The organism is Frigoribacterium sp. PhB160 (assembly GCF_003751785.1).
Taxonomy (GTDB): Bacteria; Actinomycetota; Actinomycetes; order Actinomycetales; family Microbacteriaceae; genus Frigoribacterium.
Genome location: NZ_RKIE01000001.1, coordinates 118,647 through 135,375, shown reverse-complemented (window position 1 = coordinate 135,375; position 16,729 = coordinate 118,647). Strand labels below are relative to the sequence as shown.

17 protein-coding genes are annotated in these 16,729 nt (G+C 74.1%); 2 read left to right on the top strand and 15 right to left on the bottom strand.

Features of this window, described 5'->3' with window-relative positions; genetic code table 11:
• Positions 1-6 precede the first annotated feature (6 nt).
• From EDF38_RS00580 to EDF38_RS00570, 3 genes are read right to left on the bottom strand one after another with little or no spacing between them, the layout of a single operon-like run.
• Positions 7-852 carry a transglutaminase family protein gene (locus EDF38_RS00580; protein WP_123353479.1) on the bottom strand — a complete coding sequence of 282 codons (846 nt, stop codon included), beginning with the start codon at positions 850-852 and terminating at the stop codon, positions 7-9.
• On the bottom strand, positions 849-1,778 hold the full coding sequence (locus EDF38_RS00575; protein ID WP_123353478.1) for an alpha-E domain-containing protein: 930 nt from the start codon (positions 1,776-1,778) through the stop codon (positions 849-851). The genes EDF38_RS00580 and EDF38_RS00575 overlap by 4 nt, the downstream gene beginning before the upstream one ends.
• Complete coding sequence (locus tag EDF38_RS00570) at positions 1,772-3,583, bottom strand: circularly permuted type 2 ATP-grasp protein (protein WP_123353477.1); 1,812 nt, start codon at positions 3,581-3,583, stop codon at positions 1,772-1,774. Before EDF38_RS00570 ends, EDF38_RS00575 begins: the two co-directional genes overlap by 7 nt.
• Before the next feature lie 244 nt (positions 3,584-3,827).
• On the opposite strand from EDF38_RS00570, the gene EDF38_RS00565 reads away from it, so the two are divergent.
• Positions 3,828-4,040 carry a hypothetical protein gene (locus EDF38_RS00565; protein WP_123353476.1) on the top strand — a complete coding sequence of 71 codons (213 nt, stop codon included), beginning with the start codon at positions 3,828-3,830 and terminating at the stop codon, positions 4,038-4,040.
• 177 nt (positions 4,041-4,217) lie between these two features.
• On the opposite strand, the gene EDF38_RS00560 is transcribed toward EDF38_RS00565, so the two are convergent.
• The 7 genes from EDF38_RS00560 to EDF38_RS00530 form a co-directional block, all read right to left on the bottom strand.
• The gene (locus tag EDF38_RS00560; RefSeq protein ID WP_123354921.1) at positions 4,218-5,174 is read right to left on the bottom strand and encodes an SDR family NAD(P)-dependent oxidoreductase; all 957 of its coding nucleotides are present in this window, start codon (positions 5,172-5,174) and stop codon (positions 4,218-4,220) included.
• 35 nt (positions 5,175-5,209) lie between these two features.
• Positions 5,210-5,803: a hypothetical protein gene (locus EDF38_RS00555; protein WP_123353475.1), complete on the bottom strand. Its 594-nt coding sequence runs from the start codon at positions 5,801-5,803 to the stop codon at positions 5,210-5,212.
• 9 nt (positions 5,804-5,812) lie between these two features.
• Positions 5,813-6,340 (bottom strand): GNAT family N-acetyltransferase, encoded by a 528-nt coding sequence (locus tag EDF38_RS00550; RefSeq protein ID WP_123353474.1) that lies wholly within the window; start codon positions 6,338-6,340, stop codon positions 5,813-5,815.
• A 1-nt stretch (position 6,341) separates the two neighbouring features.
• Entirely contained in the window at positions 6,342-6,971 is a 630-nt protein-coding gene (locus EDF38_RS15780; protein ID WP_158613284.1) for a CDP-alcohol phosphatidyltransferase family protein, read from the bottom strand.
• Positions 6,972-7,207: 236 nt separating this feature from the next.
• Positions 7,208-8,359, bottom strand: coding sequence for a Gfo/Idh/MocA family protein (locus EDF38_RS00540; RefSeq protein WP_123353472.1), 1,152 nt, complete (start codon positions 8,357-8,359; stop codon positions 7,208-7,210).
• A complete protein-coding gene (locus tag EDF38_RS00535) occupies positions 8,359-9,168 on the bottom strand; it encodes a sugar phosphate isomerase/epimerase (protein ID WP_123354920.1) in 810 nt (269 codons plus the stop codon). The genes EDF38_RS00540 and EDF38_RS00535 overlap by 1 nt, the downstream gene beginning before the upstream one ends.
• 41 nt (positions 9,169-9,209) lie before the next feature.
• Complete coding sequence (locus EDF38_RS00530) at positions 9,210-10,535, bottom strand: MFS transporter (protein WP_123353471.1); 1,326 nt, start codon at positions 10,533-10,535, stop codon at positions 9,210-9,212.
• 178 nt (positions 10,536-10,713) lie between these two features.
• Here EDF38_RS00530 and EDF38_RS00525 point away from each other — a divergent pair, with 178 nt between their 5' ends.
• Complete coding sequence (locus EDF38_RS00525; RefSeq protein ID WP_123353470.1) at positions 10,714-11,298, top strand: helix-turn-helix domain-containing protein; 585 nt, start codon at positions 10,714-10,716, stop codon at positions 11,296-11,298.
• 126 nt (positions 11,299-11,424) lie between these two features.
• Here EDF38_RS00525 and EDF38_RS00520 read toward each other — a convergent pair whose 3' ends face one another.
• The 5 genes from EDF38_RS00520 to EDF38_RS00500 form a co-directional block, all read right to left on the bottom strand.
• Positions 11,425-12,513 carry a septum formation family protein gene (locus EDF38_RS00520; RefSeq protein WP_123353469.1) on the bottom strand — a complete coding sequence of 363 codons (1,089 nt, stop codon included), beginning with the start codon at positions 12,511-12,513 and terminating at the stop codon, positions 11,425-11,427.
• Between the two features lie 72 nt (positions 12,514-12,585).
• A complete protein-coding gene (locus EDF38_RS00515; RefSeq protein ID WP_148061410.1) occupies positions 12,586-13,029 on the bottom strand; it encodes a DNA methylase in 444 nt (147 codons plus the stop codon).
• 116 nt (positions 13,030-13,145) lie between these two features.
• Entirely contained in the window at positions 13,146-14,231 is a 1,086-nt protein-coding gene (locus tag EDF38_RS00510) for an alkene reductase (protein WP_123353467.1), read from the bottom strand.
• A 273-nt stretch (positions 14,232-14,504) separates the two neighbouring features.
• Positions 14,505-15,440, bottom strand: coding sequence for an NAD(P)-dependent oxidoreductase (locus tag EDF38_RS00505; RefSeq protein WP_123353466.1), 936 nt, complete (start codon positions 15,438-15,440; stop codon positions 14,505-14,507).
• A 224-nt stretch (positions 15,441-15,664) separates the two neighbouring features.
• Positions 15,665-16,390 (bottom strand): 1-acyl-sn-glycerol-3-phosphate acyltransferase, encoded by a 726-nt coding sequence (locus EDF38_RS00500; RefSeq protein WP_123353465.1) that lies wholly within the window; start codon positions 16,388-16,390, stop codon positions 15,665-15,667.
• Positions 16,391-16,729: the final 339 nt, after the last annotated feature.

Below are 16,729 nucleotides of genomic sequence, written 5' to 3'. Positions count from 1 at the left end.
CCCGCGCTAAGCCTCGCGCGTGATCTCGACCGTGACGAACAGCTTCGACGCCCCCGACCCCGCGTACACCCCGCGCAGCGGCGGCACGTCGCGGTAGTCGCGGCCCTGGCCGACGACGACGTGGCGCTCGCCGATGTCGATGAGGTTCGTCGGGTCGTAGCCGTGCCACGACCCGCAGTAGTACTCGACCCAGGCGTGCGACTCGCCCACGATCGTCTCGCGGAGCTCGGCCGACGGCTTCGGGTGCAGGTACCCGCTCACGTACCGGGCGGGCACGCCCGCGGCGCGGAGCGCGCCCACCGTGATGTGCGCGATGTCCTGGCAGACCCCGGCCCGCTCGGCCCAGCTCTCGGCGGCGGTGGTCTTCACGTTGGTGACGCCGGGCAGGTACCGCACCGCGCCTCCCACCGCCTCGCAGATCGCGAGGGCCGCGGCGCACGGCGACGCCTGCCCGCCCCGCGTCTCGATCGCCAGCGCGACGAGGTCGGCGGGCGGAGCCGTCAGCGGCGTCTGCTCGAGGTGCTCGACGAACTCGGTCGTGGCCCCGGCGACGCGGGCGAGGTCGTCCCAGTCCATCTGGGAGTCGGGGTGCTGCACCGGCCGCACCTCGACGAGCGACGTCGCCGTCAGCGAGAGCTGGCGGTGCGGCAGCAGCACCTCGAACGACGAGACGCGCGTGCCCCAGTAGTCGACGTACTCGTGGGCGCCCGCGACGGGCTCGATGCGCAGGTGCGACGAGAGCACGTACTGCCCCTCGGTGTGCGCCGGGAGCATGCGCGCCTCGTTGTAGCTGGCCACGGCCTCTCCCGCGTACTGGAAGCCGGTGACGTGGCGGATGCGCAGGCGGCTCACGACCGCTCCCCCACCCAGGTCGGCGCGGCGCTCGTCGGGAAGTACCGCTGGCGGATCGCCTCCGACGCGGCGCTCGTCGCGGCCTGCACGGCGTCCATCTGCGCCGGCAGGTCGTCGATGATGTCGCCGATCGGCCGGAACTCGAGCTCGCTGCGCATCTGCCCGAGGATCCGCACGCCGCTGTCGGACGCCGCGACCCGGTGGTTCGTCGGCTCGACCTCGCGGAGGCAGGCCTCCGCCCTGCTCACCACGAAGAGCACGCTGCGCGGGAAGAGGCGGTCGAGCAGCAGGAACTCCGCCGCGTTGCGGGCGCTCGGCACCCCGCGGTACGTGCGGAGGTACGCCTCGTACGCGCCGCACGAGCGGAGGATCGTGGTCCACGAGGGCCCCGACGCCTCGGTCAGCGTGCGCGTCGCGAGCAGCCGAGCCGTCATGTCGGCCCGCTCGATCGACCGGCCGAGGGTGAAGAACTGCCACACCTCGTCGCGGCTCGTGGCGCTCTCGATGATGCCGACGGCGAGGGCGCTGCGCTCGCGCACCCAGCCGAAGAACTCGTGCACCTTGTCGCCCGCGACCTTGCGCGGCATGCGGGCGCGGGTGGTGTTGAGGCACTCCCAGAGCTCGGTCGACACGATCTCGCGGGCCCGGCGCGCGTTCTCGCGGGCGGCGCCGAGCGAGTAGGCGATCGACGCGGGGTTGTGCCGGTCGACCGCGAGCATGGCGAGCACGTCGGCCCGGGTCAGCTGCACGTCGGCGGGGGCGTCGCTGCCCATCACCGACAGGAGGCTGCGGCAGGCGGCGTCCTCCTCGATCCACGGGTCCTCGAGCAGCAGCTGCAGGTGCACGTCGAGGATGCGCGCCGTGCCGTCCGACCGCTCGATGTAGCGGCCGATCCAGAACAGGCTCTCGGCGATGCGGCTCAGCATGATGCCCTCTCGGTGGTGATGGTGGCGGTGGGCGTGGGAGGCGCGGGGCGGCGCGCGGTCCCGGCCCGCGCCTCCTGCGTCCGTTGCTGCTGTTGCTGCTGCACGTGCTCCTGCTGCTGCTGCGCCTGCTGGTCGTTGCGCGGGTCGTCCTGCGGGGCGTGGTCGGGGCTGTGGTCGGCCGCTGCGGCCGCGACCTCCGGCGGGATGATCGCGATCGCCTCCGTCGGGGTCGTCTGCTCGGCGATGAGGGCGCTCACGTCGTGGCCGGCCCAGGCGTTGACGTCGCCGCCGACGATCCAGGTGTCCTTCGAGCCGCCGCCCTGGCTGCTGTTGACGACGAGCTGGCCCTCGGGCAGCGCGACCCGGGTCAGGCCGCCGGGCAGCACCCAGACGTCGTCGCCGTCGTGCACGGCGAACGGGCGGAGGTCGGCGTGCCGGGGGCGGAGGCCGTCCTCGACGAGGGTCGGGATGGTGCTCAGCTGGACGACGGGCTGCGCGATCCAGCCGCGCGGGTCCTCCTGCAGGCGCGAGCGCAGGTCGTCGAGCTCGCGGCGGCTGGCCGCGGGGCCGACGACGAGCCCCTTGCCGCCGGAGCCGTCGACCGGCTTCACGACGAGCTCGTCGAGCCGGTCGAGCACCTCCTCGAGGGCGCCGGGGTCTTCGAGGCGCCAGGTGCGGACGTTCGGCAGCAACGCCTCCTCGCCCAGGTAGTAGCGGATCAGCTCGGGCAGGTACGTGTAGACGAGCTTGTCGTCGGCGACGCCGTTGCCGACGGCGTTGGCGATCGTCACGGTGCCGAGGCGCGCGGCCATCAGCAGGCCGGGCGAGCCGAGCACCGAGTCGGCGCGGAACTGCAGCGGGTCGAGGAACTCGTCGTCGACCCGGCGGTAGATCACGTCGACCCGCTCGGGGCCGCCCGTGGTGCGCATGAACACGCGGCCGCCCGAGCAGTAGAGGTCGCGCCCCTCGACGAGCTCGACGCCCATCAGCCGGGCGAGGAGGGTGTGCTCGTAGTACGCCGAGTTGAAGACGCCGGGGGTGAGCACGACGACCGTGGGCTCGTCGACGCCAGACGGCGCGCTCTTCTTCAGGGCGGCGAGGAGGCGGTTGGGATAGTCGCCGACCGGCCGCACCCTCATTGAGACGAAGAGCTCGGGCAGCGTCTGGGCCATCACCCGCCGGTTCGAGATGACGTAGCTGACGCCGCTCGGCACGCGGACGTTGTCCTCGAGGACGCACCAGGCGCCGGCCTCGTCGCGGATGAGGTCGATGCCGCTGACCTGGATCCGTACGCCGTTGGCGGGCTCGATGCCCGCCGCCTGGCGGTGGAAGTGGCTCGAGCTGGTGACGAGGCTCGCGGGGATGACCCCGTCGGCGATCGCCCGCTGAGCGCCGTAGATGTCGGAGAGGAACGCCTCGAGCGCCTTGACCCGCTGCTTCACGCCCTGCTCGACGCCCACCCACTCGGGCTGCTCGACGACGCGCGGCACGGCGTCGAGGGGGAACGGGCGCTCCTCGCCGGCGAAGTCGAAGGTGACGCCCTGCGCGAGGTACGAGTCGGCGAGGGCGGCCGTGCGGTGCCGCAGGTCGTCCTGCGTCATGCCCTGGAGGGTCGCGTGGATCTCCTGGTAGGCGCGGCGGGCCTGGCCGTCGGTGTCGAACATCTCGTCCCAGGCACGCGGGGCCGCGTGGGCGCTGAGCGGGGCGCGGGCGGGGCGCACGGCTCGCAGCGCCCGGGCGGCGGCACCGCCGGCGGTGCCGGTCCCGATGGCCGGGCCCGCGTATCCGTCGAAGAGGTCTCCCATGGGTCGAAGCTAGCGACGGGGTGTTGCGGGGGTGTTTCGACGGCGTTGCGCGCCGGGGACGGGCCGACCGCGATGCGATCGGTGGAGGGAAGGGCCCGCCACGATGCGGTCAGGGGAGGGACGGCTCGCCGTCCGCCGTGACCCGGGGCCGTTCCGCGAACTCCGCCTCGCGATCGAGTCGCCGCCCAGCGCCGAGGACTACCGTCGTCACGACACGCACTTCGTTCCACACGGGAGGACACTCATGAGTTTTCGCTGGCTGCTCATCGCCATCATCGCCTTCGTCGCCTACACGTACGGCGCCAAGGCCGGACACGGCCGCTACAAGGAGATCGCCAACTACTTCGGCTCGTTCTGGAACGACCCGCAGGTGAAGAAGGCGCGCAAGACCGCCAAGAAGAACGTCGCGAAGGCCCGCAAGGTCGCCGTGAAGAAGGCGGAGAAGAAGTTCTCCTGACCTCCGTGCACCACGCACCGCGCTGAGCACCCCGCCCCGACTCGTCGGCGGCGGGGTGCCCTCGTCGGTGCGGGTCGGCGCGGACGTCGGCGCGGGTGCGCGCGCGAGCGCGGCGGCACGCGAGCCGCTCTGCGCCGGGAGGCGCCGGGAGGCGCCGGGCAGCCCGCCCGGACCCGCTCAGCCGAGCAGGCCCGCGGTGTACTGCCAGAGCCGGTCCGCCGCCTCGGGGTCGAGCGCGTAGGCCTTGACGCCGACGCCGGGCTTCTCGTCCGAGAACGGCACGGCCTCGGCCACGTCCTCGAAGTACCGGCCGCCGACGCCCTCGACGAGCGGCGACGCGGCGAGCAGCGCCGAGGTCGCGGCGCCCTGCTCCGGCGTCTTGAACGCGGGGTTCGGGGTGCCCTCGGCGTCGCGCCAGCCGCGGTCGAGGATCTCCTGCTCGGGCATGTGCCGCTGCAGGTTCGTCATGATGCCGCCCGGGTGCACGGCGTTGGCGAGCACGCCCTCGTCGGCCCAGCGCTGCGTGGCGCCGACGGCGAAGAGCGAGTTCGCCGTCTTCGACTGCCCGTACGCGGCCCACGGGTCGTACTCGCGGCGCTCGAACATGACGTCGTCGAACACGACGGGCGAGCGGTGGTGGCCGGTCGAGCTCAGCGACACGAGCCGCGACGGCGTGCCCGACTCCTCCGCCCCCGCCACCAGCGCGTCGCGGAGGGCCAACGACAGCGCGAAGTGCCCGAGGTGGTTGTTGGCGAACTGGATCTCCCAGCCCTCCGGCGTGCGGGTCAGGGGCGTGGCCATGATGCCGGCGTTGTTCACGAGCACGTGCAGCGGACCGGTCCAGGCCGCGGCGAAGGCCTCGAGCGAGGCGCGGTCCTGCAGGTCGGCGTGGGCGTGCCGCACCGTCTCGCTGCCGGTCGTGCGGCGGATGTCGGCCACCGCCTCCTCGCCCTGGTCGGGGTTGCGGACGGCGAGCGTGACGTCCGCGCCGGCCGCGGCGAGCGCGCGCGAGGTCTCGAGGCCGAGGCCCGAGCCGCCTCCGGTGACGACCATGCGGCGCCCGGAGAGGTCGAGTCCGTCGACCACCTCGGCGGCGGTGCTGGCGGCGGAGAACGGAGTCGTGAGTCGTGTCATGCGGGCCACGGTAGGCCGCGCCGCTGGACGGGCCGTCAGCGCGCGGCGACCGCCGCGACCCGGGCCGCGGCCCACGCGTCGACCCGCTCGAACACGTCGGCCTGGGCGGCGAGCGACGCGCGCCAGCTCGTCGTGAGGGTGAGCCCGTGGTCGGCTCCGGGCACCGTCACGACCTCGGCGCGGGTGGCGGGCAGCTCGTCGGGCCGCCACCAGCCGTCGTCGCCGCCCCCGACGAGGAGGTGCTCGGGCCCGGCCGCGGCGAGGGCCCCGCGCAGGGCGGGCTCGGTGCTGAGCGGCGTCAGCCACGCGCCGGGCACGCCGAGCCGCACCGCCCACGGCAGGGCGAGCGTGCCGAGCGACTTCGCGACCACGTGCAGGGGGCCCCGAGCGCCGGAGGCGCGGGCCGCCTCCGCCGCACCGGTCGCCTCCCGCTCGACGAACGCCCCGGGATCGGCCCCGGCCTCGTCGTCGAGCACCCACCGCACGACCTCGACGTGCCAGCCGCGCTCGGCGAGGAGCGCCGCGCTCCAGGCGAGCAGCGGCGCCTGCGCGGTGTAGCCGGAGCCCGGCAGCAGCACGGCCACGGGAGAGTCGTCGTGGCGTCCGGTCGCAGCGGTCGAGGAGGGCATGCCGCGAGCCTAGGGGCGGGCGGGCACGTGCTTCTCGAACCAGTGGTCGGCGTAGCGCTCGTCGTTGAAGCGCGGCACCTCGACCCAGCCCTCAGAACGGTAGAGCGCCATCGCCTCGACGAGCGCGGCGTTCGTGTCGAGCCGCAGCACGGTGCGGCCCGACGCGACGGCCCGCGACTCGAGGTCGCGGAGCAGCCGGCGGCCGAGCCCGCGACCGCGCACGACGGCCGACGTCCAGACCCGCTTCACCTCGGCGGTGCCGTCGCCGTGCAGCTTGAGCGCGCCGCAGCCGACCGGCTCGCCGTCCTGCGTCGCGAGCACGAACAGCCCCTTCGGCGGACGCATGTCGGCGGGGGTGGTGGGCACGGCGGCGGCGGGGTCGTAGCCGACGTCGAAGCGCGCGTCGATCTCGGCGAGGTACTGCCCGAGGCACCACGCGGCCCGCGGGTCGTCGGGGTCGACCTCGGCGAGGACGATCTCGGCGTCGGTCTCGGTCTCGGTCTCGGCCGAGGGGCCGGGGCCGGCCGCGTCGCTCACCTCAGGCCGTCCGGCGCTGCTCGCGCAGCCCGCGGTGCTGTCGGACGAGCGCCCGGGCGTAGACGACCGCGGCGATCCAGTGCCCGACGAGCCCGAGGTAGAGGACGGCCGCGCTGACGACGACCATGGTCTGGCCGGCCTGGTCGAGCCCGGCCTGGTCGGTGCCGCGCCACTGCGAGACGAACGCGTAGCCGACGAGCAGCAGCAGCAGCCCGACGAAGATGAGGGCCGTGCGCACCTTGCCGATCCACGAGACGGGGAACGACGCCCCGCGCAGCACCACGAGCGCGTACGAGGTGAGCAGCACGTCGGGCAGCAGCAGCAGCACGAACGTCAGCCAGTGCACGAGCCCGCCGAGGGCGAAGGCGAGCACGACGACGATGACGGTGAGCCGGTCGGCGACGGGGTCGAGCCACTTGCCGAGCTCGGACGTGGTACCGGTGCGGCGCGCGATGAACCCGTCGAGGAAGTCGGTGACGAAGACGATCGCGATGACGACCATCGACGACCAGTAGTGCTGCCCGACGATGAGCACGACGAAGACCGGCAGCAGCAGGAGGCGCACCGCCGTGATCGCGTTCGGCACGGTCCGCCACTCGTCGGTGCGGAACAGGCGGTCGGTGAGCTGCACGCGTGCTCCTCGCGGGTCTCGGGGCGGCCGGGCGGTCGTGCCCGACGCCCACGACGATCCTAGGCGGCGCCGTGTCGACGGGGAGGCGCGCGCTGCACCGTCGGACCGGCGCTGCACCGTCGGGGCAGGGGGTGCGGCGCCGGGCCGACGGTGCAGCTCCGCCGCGGCGCGGGACGGGACGACGCGGAGGCGCGGGCGCGGCGCGTGCCGGGCCCGCGCCTCCGCATGGGGGTGCGTCAGGCCGTGACGGCCTCGGTCAGCGTCGCGGCGAACGGGTCGAAGCCCTCGGGCAGCGACGGCACGGCGTCGACCGTGCTGGCGACGTCGACGAACGAGCGGGTCGCGATCGACTCCTCGACGGCGACCATCGTGTCGAGCACGTGGTACCCGACCTCGCCGGTGGCGACGTGCGCGCCGCCGCCGCGGAGCGCCCGGGCCATGTCGAGCACGCCGAGGCCGCGGCCGACGCCGGGCTCCTCGTCGACGAGGGTCTCCCACGGGTTCTCGATCGGGAACGCGAACTCCGTCACGGGCCGCGCGACGCGGATCGGGTGGCCTCCGCCGAACGTGTTCGGGTCGGGCAGCACGATCGTGCCCTCGGTGCCGTTGACCTCGAACACGCCGTGGCGGAACAGGGGCGTGTCGAAGCTCAGCAGGCTCTGCGCGGCGCCGCCCTGCTCGAAGCTCGTCAGCACCGAGAGGTGGGTGGGCACCTCGACCGGGAACTCCTCGCCGGCGCGGGGGCCGACGACGATCTGTCGGGTGTCGCGCGCCTTGGTGCCGGTCGCGACGACCGAGGCGATCGGGCCGAGCAGGTGCACGAGCGCCGTGAAGTAGTACGGGCCCATGTCGAACAGCGGGCCCGCGCCCTCGGCGTAGAGGAAGTCGGCGGCGGGGTGGATGATGTCCGGCCCCTGCCACTGGAAGCTCGTCACGGCCGTCAGCGGCGTGCCGATGGCCCCCGCCTCGACGGCGCGCTTGGCGGCCTGCCAGCCCGGGCCGAGCACCGTGTCGGGCGCGATGCCGAGCAGCAGGCCCGAGGAGGCGGCGAGCGAGACGAGCCCGGAGGCCGACTCGCGGTCGATGCCGATGGGCTTCTCGGACCAGACGCTCTTGCCCGCCCGGAGCGCGGCCGTCGAGACGGCGACGTGCGCGGCCGGGATCGTGAGGTTCACGACGATCTCGACGTCGTCGTCGGCCAGCACGTCGTCGGCCGTGCCCGACCGGGCCACGCCCCACGTCGCCGCCGACGCCGCGGCGCGCTCGGTGTCGATGTCGCCGATCGCGACGACCTCGACGTCGGGGAACCGGGTCAGGTTCTCGAGGTACTGCTCGCTGATCATGCCGGCGCCGACGATGCCGACGCCGACGCGTCCGGTGCGGGCCATCAGGCGGACACCGCCTCGAACTGCGCGGAGAGCCAGGCGTGGCTCGCGGCGACCGCCTCGAAGACGTCGCCCTGCTGGCCGTCGAACTCGATCACGGCGTACCGCAGGTGCTCACCGGCGGCGAGGGCCGCGGCGAGGGGCACGTCGCCCTGGCCGGCGGGCGTCTGGTCGGTGGGCACGTTCGCGGTCGAGACGTCGCCGCGCATCGGGCCGTCCTTGACGTGGACGGCGACGACGCGGTCGCCGAGGCGCTCGAGGAGGGCCGGGGCGTCGACGCCGGCGGCCGTGGCCCAGTACAGGTCGACCTCGAGCACGACGCGGTCGTCGAGCAGCCCGGCGAGGTGCTCGAGGGCGGGCACGCCGTCGATCTGCGGCCGCAGCTCGTGGTCGTGGTTGTGGTAGCCGACGAGGAGGCCGTGCTCGGCGGCCTCGGCGGCCGCCGCGTTGAGGCGCTCGGCGATGCGCTCGACGCCCTCGCGGGTCGTCCACTCGTCGGGGGCGACGAACGGGTCGATGACGATCTCGAGGCCGAGGGTCGTCGCGGCGGCGAACACCTCGGCGTGCGTCGGCGCGGTCATGACCGTGCCGTCGGGCAGGGGGATCTGCTCCGAGACGAGGAACGCGTGGCCGGTCTTCGCGCTGATGCCGTGCCGGTCGAAGGCCGCCCTCAGCTCGGGGGCGCGGCCGACGAAGTCGAACGCCTCGACGGTGTCGAGGCCGATCGCGGCCAGGCGGGCGAGGCCGCCGTCGAGGTCGGGCTCGAGCGCGGCGTTCACCGTGTAGAGCTGGAGCGAGATGGTGGGCGTCATGGTGCGGGTCCTCTCGGGGCGGTCGGGAGCGGGCTGCGCGGTCATCGGACCGACTTGATCGGGAAGACGGCGATCGCGCCGAGGAGGACGGCGACGCCGGCCCCCCAGAGCATGAGCGTGTAGTTCTCGCCTGCGGTGCTGCCGACGTGGAGCAGGAACAGGCCGGCCGCCGGGGCGAGCGACTGCGGCAGGGCGTTCGCGATGTTGATGACGCCCAGGTCTTTGCCGGGGCGGTCGGCGTTCGGCAGCACGTCGACGATCAGGGCCGTGTCGATGGCGGTGTAGATGCCGAAGGCGAAGCCCATGATGATCTCGGCCACGTAGAACATGCCCACCGTGTCGGAGTGCGCCAGCACGACGAGGCCCACCGCCGTGAGGGCCGTCGAGCCCCAGACGAAGACCTTCCGCCGGGCGAGCTTGTCGGACGCCCAGCCCGAGAGGGCCGCGCTGACCATGAGGGCGATCGTGTAGAGCAGCACGCCGAAGGCGACGGCCGACGTCGCCGACTGGACGTCGAGCCCGATGTGGTCCTGCATGTAGAGCAGGCGGTACGTCGTGAACATGAACGTGCCGAACGTGATGAGGAACCGGCCCCACCAGGCCCAGCCGAAGTCGGGGTTCTTGAACGGGTTGGTCCAGAACGAGCTGACGATCGTGACCAGGCTGAACTTCTTCAGCGTGTAGGTCGGCAGCTCGTCGCGGGCGATGAAGCAGTACACGAGGATCAGCGCGATGGCGATGACGCCGGGCGCGATGAACAGCACGGGCAGGTTGCCGACCAGGTACACCGCGAGGTAGAGGCCGGCGAGGATGGCGATGTTCTGGGCGAGGGCGATCGCGCTCGAGGCCCGGCCGCGCTGCATCTCGGGCACGTTGTCGGCGAAGCTCGCCGTCAGGGCCGCGAAGACCGCGTTGGCCGAGATCTGCGCGACGAGCCAGCCGATCGTCAGCTGGCCGACGGTGTCGGCGTAGGCGATGTACGCCAGCGAGGCGACGAACACGAGCACGCCGCCGAGCATCCAGGGGCGGCGGCGGCCGAACCGGGTGCGGGTGCGGTCGGAGAGCGCGCCGGCCAGCGGGTTGGCGAAGAGCGCTCCGAAGGCCCCGATCGGCAGCACGGAGCCGATGATCGACGCGGGGTCGTCCGGGTTCAGCTGCTGGGCCTTGAGCGACATGCTCACGAAGACCGGCGAGAGCAGGGCGATGAAGAGGCCGAACTGGGCGAGGCCCAGCCCGAAGATGTACGTGCGCGTGACCTTGATCGTCGCGACGGGCTGCGTGACGCCCTCGTCGATCAGGCTGCCGGGCACGGGGGCCGTGCTGGCGATGCCGTCTTTCGGGTCGTCCATCGACGTCGGTGTCGTCATGACTCCTCCTTGAGTCATCAGGGGCCTGGGCCCGTTCCCGGTGCCTGTCGGCAGCGGCTGCGTCCTGAAAGCCGAGTGGGATTCAGTGCAGTGGCAGGACAGTAGCACCGAAAACAGCCACGTGGGGGTTTTCGCCGCCCGGACTTCTCCGGGCGCTCCTGCGGGGTACTGTCGTGCGATGTCCACGACCGGCGAGACCCGCGAGCGCGGCCCGTACGCGAAGGGCGTCCAGCGCCGTCAGGAGATCCTCGACCGCACCCTCGACGTGGTGGCCTCGCGAGGCATCGACGGCGCCTCCCTGCGGGCCATCGGCGAGGCGATAGGCGTCTCGCACGCCGCCCTGCGGCACTACTTCGACTCGCGCGAGGAGCTGCTGCTCGAGGTGCTCCGCGAGCGCGACGCGCACTCGGGCGTCGTCATGGGCGACACGGTCGGCGCCTTCGCCCGCCTCGGACTCGCCGCCGACGACAACGTCACGGTGCCCGGCCTCGCCACCCTGTACACGACCATGCTCGCGACCTCGGTCGAGCCCGGCAACGACAAGTCGCGCGAGTTCTTCGCCCGCCGGTTCGAGGAGGCGCGGGCCGGCCTCGCGAGGGAGCTCGCCGCCGAGCTCGCCGCCGCCGGTCGGCACACCGACCTCGACCTCGACCAGGTCGCCTCGCTGATCATCGCCGCGTTCGACGGCCTGCAGGTGCAGTGGCTGCTCGACCGCCGCGTGGACATCTCGGCGACCCTGCGCCTCCTCGAGCGGCTGCTCTAGCGGCGTCGCACCGTCGCACCGTCGCACCGGCGTCGCACCGTCGGACCGGCGTCGCACCGTCGGGACAGGGGGTGCAGTGCCGGATCGACGGTGCAGCTCCGGTCGGGCGGGGCCGGGCGGGCCGGGCTACTCGCCGAGGCCCTCGAGGGTGCCGCGCTGGTCGACGCCGCCGATGAAGACGTAGCACGAGACCGCCCGGTCGCCCTCGGCCCAGCTCGACTCGGAGGGGACGAGCGACGAGTACTCGACGACGGAGTCCTCCCACTCGATGCCGACGAAGCCGGCGAACGCCCCGTAGCAGAGGTCGTCGGCCTCGGCGCCGACCTCCTCCTGTCCGGGCCACGCACCGCCCGGCAGGTCGTCCTCGAGGTAGATCTCGGCCTGGTGCTCGTCGGGGCACGGCCGGACGTCGACGCCGGAGAGACCGCCGCCGGACATCGAGTCGGCCGCGAACGAGAAGCAGTCGCCCACGACGAGGTCGTAGGTCGAGGTGTCGGAGGTCGCCCCGGGGTCGGGGTCGAGCCCGCTGCCGCCCTCGGCACCGTCGTCGCCCGAGCCGTCGCCGCCGGTGCCCTGGTCGCCCGGCGCACCCGGGGCGCCGCTGTCGGGGTCGCCGCTGCCGGGCCCCTGCCACCAGCCCGACCCGGTGACGGCGGTCGTCACGGTGCTGACGCCCGCCACCACGCCCGTGCCGACGAGGGCGAGCACGAGCGTCGTCGCGGCCACGACTCCCGCGACCAGCAGCCCGCGGCGCCGCCGCGGCATCGGCGGACGCGCGAGCAGCGCGGGGGCCGAGCCGTCGAAGGCCGCGGGGGTCGGGATCGCCGGGGGCGCCGCGGAGCGGCTGAGGACGAACGGGGCGTCGGCCTCGCCCGGGCCGACCGAGTCGACCCAGCGCCAGACCGAGGCGACGACGGCGAGGGAGACGACCCGCGCCTCCGCGTCGGGGGCCACCGCGAGGGCCTCGCGGGCCCGCTCGGCGACGGGCGTGACCCCGCCGTGGTCGGCGTAGAGGCCGTGCGTCGACCACTCGCCGCCGTCGTCGGCGACGTCGAGCCAGAGCCGGTGCCCCAGGCGGAGCCGCAGCGCGTCGGCCCGCCAGCCGGGCGCGACGTAGTCGGAGGGGACGGTGCCGACCTCGAGGCCCGGCAGGTCGTGGCGCAGCCGCTCGGCGAGGCGCTCGAGCGAGGGCGGCACGGTCGGCGTCGTGGTCACGGGGACTCCTTCGGCGGAGGCTCGGGACGCACCGCTCCCGGGATCGTAGCCCGAGCAGCCGACGCCGGCGGCTCAGGCCTCGGCGGTGCCGTACAGCGAGTCGGGCAGCTCGCGCGTGAAGATCTCGGCGGTCTTCGGCCCGACGCCCGTGAGGGCCGTCAGTCGAGCGGTCAGCTCGCGGCGATCGGCGGACGACCGCACCAGGTGGCTGACCGAGCCCCAGTCGTCGACGACGTGGGCCATGACCTCGTGGAGCTCGTCGCTCATGACGTGGTCGATGCGCGCGTAGCTGCCCTCGTCGAGGAGCCGACGGAGCCCCTCGTGGTCGTGCTCGGCGAACCGGGCGGGGCTCGTCAGCCCGTGGTCGATCAGCACGCGGTACGTGTCGGCCGCGACGCTCTGCTGGACGGGCCGTCCGAACAGCACGCTGGCCAGCAGCCAGCGGTAGAGCTGCTGCGGCCGGCCGTCGCTCACGTCGATTCCGAGGTCGGAGGGGTGCTTCACGTCGTCGCTCATGCGTCCGTCGTACACCCGGCCGCGGTGCCAGGCGGGGGGACGCGAGGAGGCGCGGGGTGCCTCGACCGCACCCCGCGCCTCCTCGTCGGTCACCGTCCGGTGCCGGGGCCCGGCTCTCAGCGCGAGACGGACTCCAGTGCCGGGTAGTCGGTGTAGCCCGTGGCACCGTCGGCGTAGAACGTGGCGGGGTTCGGCTCGTTGAGCTCGGCCTCGCGCTCCCAGCGGGCGACGAGGTCGGGGTTCGCGATGGCCAGGCGGCCCACGGCGACGGCGTCGGCGTGGCCGTTCTCGACGAGGTCCTTCGCCTCGGCCAGGTCGGTGACCGTGCCGAAGCCGCTGTTGAGCACGACCGCCTGGCCGAGGCGACGGCGGAGGCGCTGCACGAGCTCGCCGCGCGGGTCGGCGTGCAGCACGCTCATGTAGGCGAGGCCGAGGGGCGCGAGGCCGTCCATGAGGGCGTCGTAGGTCGCGGTCACGTCGTCGAGGTCGGTCTCGACGACGTCCTGGATGTTGTGCATGGGCGAGATGCGGATGCCCACGCGGCCGGCGCCGATCGCGGCGGAGACGGCCTCGGCCACCTCGATGCCGAGGCGGGCGCGGGCGGCGGGGCTGCCGCCGTACTCGTCGGTGCGGACGTTCGACACCGGCGAGAGGAACTCGTGCAGCAGGTAGCCGTTGGCGCTGTGCAGCTCGACGCCGTCGAGGCCGGCCTCGAGGACGGCGCGCTTCGAGGCGGTGACGAAGTCCTGCACGACCTGGCGCACCTCCTCGGTGGTGAGGGCGTGCGGCACGGGGTAGTCGGCCTTGCCGGCGGGGACGTGCACCTGGCCGTCGATCGCCACGGCGCTCGGGCCGACGATGCGGTCGGTGCCCGTGACGTCGGTGTGCGAGACGCGTCCGGCGTGCATCACCTGCATGACGATGGTGCCGCCCTTCGCGTGCACCTCGTCGGCCACGCGCTTCCAGCCCGCGACCTGCTCGTCGGTGACGATGCCGGGCTGGCCGGTGTAGCCCTTGCCCTCCTGCGTGGGGTAGGTGCCCTCGGTGACGATCATGCCGAGCGTGGCGCGCTGGCCGTAGTGCTCGACGACGATGTCGCCGGGCACGTCGCCGGCGTCGGCGCGGGTGCGGGTCAGGGGCGCCATGGTGACGCGGTTCGAGAGGACGAGGTCGCCGAGCACGGCGGAGGAGAAGAGGTCCACGGAGGGGTCCTTCCGGTGGGGGTGAGGTGGGGTGTCGCGCCGTCGTGCGGCGCGGAGGTGGGGTGCCCGTCGTCGCGCACCTGCGTCCCAACACGGGGGCGGGCTCGGGCATTCCGCGGGGCGCAGGCGCGCTGGGCGCGTCCGGACGTGCGGGGGCGGGGCGCGGCGTCACGTTCTGGGCGTCACGTCGCGTCTCGCCGCGACGTGACGCGCAGACCGTGACGCGACGGCGTGCGCCGGGCGCCGCCGCCAGCGCCGCCCGGCGCCGCCGGGTCAGTCGGTGAAGGCCGCACGCACCGCCGCGACGTCGTCGCCGCCGTGGCCGCGGTCGGCGGCGGTCGCGTAGAGGCCGGCCAGCGCCTCCAGCAGGGAGGGGTCGAATGACGTGCCCTCGGCGGCCGCGCGCATCAGGGCGATGTCCTTGCGGAGCCCGTCGAGCGCGAACTGGGCCGGGTACTCCCCCGCGATCATCGTGGCCCCCTTCAGGTGCGCGTAGGGGGTGTCGGACTGCCCGCCGTCGATCGCGTCGAGGAAGAGCTGCGGGTCGAGCCCGAACGACTGCGTCAGCGCGAGCGACTGGGCGGTCGCGGCGGTGATGGAGGCGATCCACGCGTTGGCTGCCAGCTTCAGGGCGGTGCCCTGGCCGACGGACGGGCCGGCCGTGATCGTCTTCGCGCCCATCGCGTCGAGGACGGGCTGCACCCGGGCGAGCAGGTCGGGGTCGCCGGCCGCGAGCATGACGAGCGCGCCCGTCTCGGCGGGCTTCTTCGTGCCGAGCATCATCGCCTCGACGAGCGGGACGCCGCGCTCGGCCGCGAGGTCGACGACGCGCCCGGTGTCGGCCGCGCCGATGGTGCTGGCCTGGAGCCAGACGGGGGCCGCGGCGCCGGTCTGCGCGTCGGTCGCGGGCTGGTCGGTGTCGGGCTGGTCGGTCGCGGGCTGGTCGGTGTCGGGCTGGTCGGTGTCGGGCTGGTCGGTGGCCTCGCGCAGCACGTCGACGACGGCGTCGCCGTCGAACAGCACCGTGACGACGACCTCGGCCCCGGCGACGGCCTCGCGGACGGTGTCGACGACGGTCGCGCCGTCGTCGGCGAGCGGCTGGGCCTTCTCGCGGGTGCGGTTCCACGTCGTGACGTCGTGCCCTTCGCGCAGGAGCGTCCGCACGACGCCCGTCCCCATGATCCCCGTGCCCAGTACCGCGACCTTCATCTGCCTGCTCCTCGTCGGCGGCCACGGGATCGCCGGGCCGCGTCGTCGTCGTGGCGGGCCTGTCGCCGCCGCGCTCGACGGTACGCCGAGGGGCCGGGGCGACGCCGTGCGCGACCGCACGGTCTGCGGGGAGCGGGTCGCTCCTCCGGCGGGCGTCGCGGGGCGGGCGGTCTGCGGGACGCGACCCGCGCCTCCGGACGGCCGGTCAGGAGGCGCGGGCCGCGTCAGTCGACCTCGCCCGACCCGAGGGGGTCGCGTCGGATCGCCCGGCGCACCCGCTCGACGACCGACGGGGCCGGCGGCTCGTTGTAGGCGCCCGCCTCCTCCTGGCCGCTGAGGCGCTGGATCGCGGCCATCACCTCGTCGGTCGCGTGCCGTCGCGCGCGGCCCGACTTCGCGTCGCCGTGGCGGGAGAGGTCGAGGGGCTCGCCGAACTCCACGGTGAACCGTCGGAGGCGCGGGATGGTCGTGCCCACGGGCTGCAGGTCCTGCGTGCCGGTGAGCGCCACGGGGACGACGGGCGCCCCGCTCGTGAGTGCCAGCCAGGCCACCCCGGTGCGGCCGCGGTAGAGGCGGCCGTCGAGGGAGCGGGTGCCCTCGGGGTAGATCGCGAAGGCGTCGCCGGCCGTGAGGCGCTCGAGGCCGAGGTCGAGCGACTGCTGGGCGGCGGCCCCGGCACCGCGCTCGACCCCGATCGCGCCGATGCCGGCGAAGAACGAGCGGCGGAGGCGGCCCTTCAGGCCGGTGCCGGTGAAGTACGAGTTCTTCGCGAGGAAGGCGACCTCGCGCGGGGCCATGAGCGTGATGACGACGCTGTCCATGAACGACAGGTGGTTGCTCGCGAGGATCACGGCGCCGGTGCGCGGGACGTTGCGGCGACCGACGATCTTCGGGCGCCACGTCAGGCGGACCAGGGGCGCGAGGAACGCTCGGCTGACGAAGGTGAGCATGGTCAAGGGTGGCGCAGGGTGCATGCCCGAGCGGGCATGCGGGGCGGGCGGGCGTGGCGTGGGGCCTCGTCGCGGCGGTCGCGTCGCGTCGGGCGCGTCGCGTCGCGTCGGGCCCGCCCGGTTGGGCGCGCGGGTGTCCACGGATCGTCGCCCGAGGTCTCGTGGCGCGACGATCCGTGGACGACCGTGGGGACGCGGGACGCGTGACGCCCGGTCGGGTGCCGGGGGTGTCGGGGGCACCCGCGGGGCACCCGGTGCTCTCAGGAAGGCCACCCCTCTCACCCTCTGCCGGGGACACGGGGTGTCCTCCGGAGAGAGGATCGCGAGGCTTTCTCATTG

What these genes read in the sequence shown, in the direction of transcription:
- EDF38_RS00575 (WP_123353478.1), bottom strand. Translation starts at nt 1,778, where the DNA reads ATGCTGAGCCGCATCGCCGAGAGCCTGTTCTGGATCGGCCGCTACATC.
- EDF38_RS00570 (WP_123353477.1), bottom strand. Translation starts at nt 3,583, where the DNA reads ATGGGAGACCTCTTCGACGGATACGCGGGCCCGGCCATCGGGACCGGC.
- EDF38_RS00565 (WP_123353476.1), top strand. Translation starts at nt 3,828, where the DNA reads ATGAGTTTTCGCTGGCTGCTCATCGCCATCATCGCCTTCGTCGCCTAC.
- EDF38_RS00560 (WP_123354921.1), bottom strand. Translation starts at nt 5,174, where the DNA reads ATGACACGACTCACGACTCCGTTCTCCGCCGCCAGCACCGCCGCCGAG.
- EDF38_RS00555 (WP_123353475.1), bottom strand. Translation starts at nt 5,803, where the DNA reads ATGCCCTCCTCGACCGCTGCGACCGGACGCCACGACGACTCTCCCGTG.
- EDF38_RS00540 (WP_123353472.1), bottom strand. Translation starts at nt 8,359, where the DNA reads ATGGCCCGCACCGGACGCGTCGGCGTCGGCATCGTCGGCGCCGGCATG.
- EDF38_RS00535 (WP_123354920.1), bottom strand. Translation starts at nt 9,168, where the DNA reads ATGACGCCCACCATCTCGCTCCAGCTCTACACGGTGAACGCCGCGCTC.
- EDF38_RS00530 (WP_123353471.1), bottom strand. Translation starts at nt 10,535, where the DNA reads ATGACGACACCGACGTCGATGGACGACCCGAAAGACGGCATCGCCAGC.
- EDF38_RS00525 (WP_123353470.1), top strand. Translation starts at nt 10,714, where the DNA reads ATGTCCACGACCGGCGAGACCCGCGAGCGCGGCCCGTACGCGAAGGGC.
- EDF38_RS00515 (WP_148061410.1), bottom strand. Translation starts at nt 13,029, where the DNA reads ATGAGCGACGACGTGAAGCACCCCTCCGACCTCGGAATCGACGTGAGC.
- EDF38_RS00505 (WP_123353466.1), bottom strand. Translation starts at nt 15,440, where the DNA reads ATGAAGGTCGCGGTACTGGGCACGGGGATCATGGGGACGGGCGTCGTG.
- EDF38_RS00500 (WP_123353465.1), bottom strand. Translation starts at nt 16,390, where the DNA reads ATGCTCACCTTCGTCAGCCGAGCGTTCCTCGCGCCCCTGGTCCGCCTG.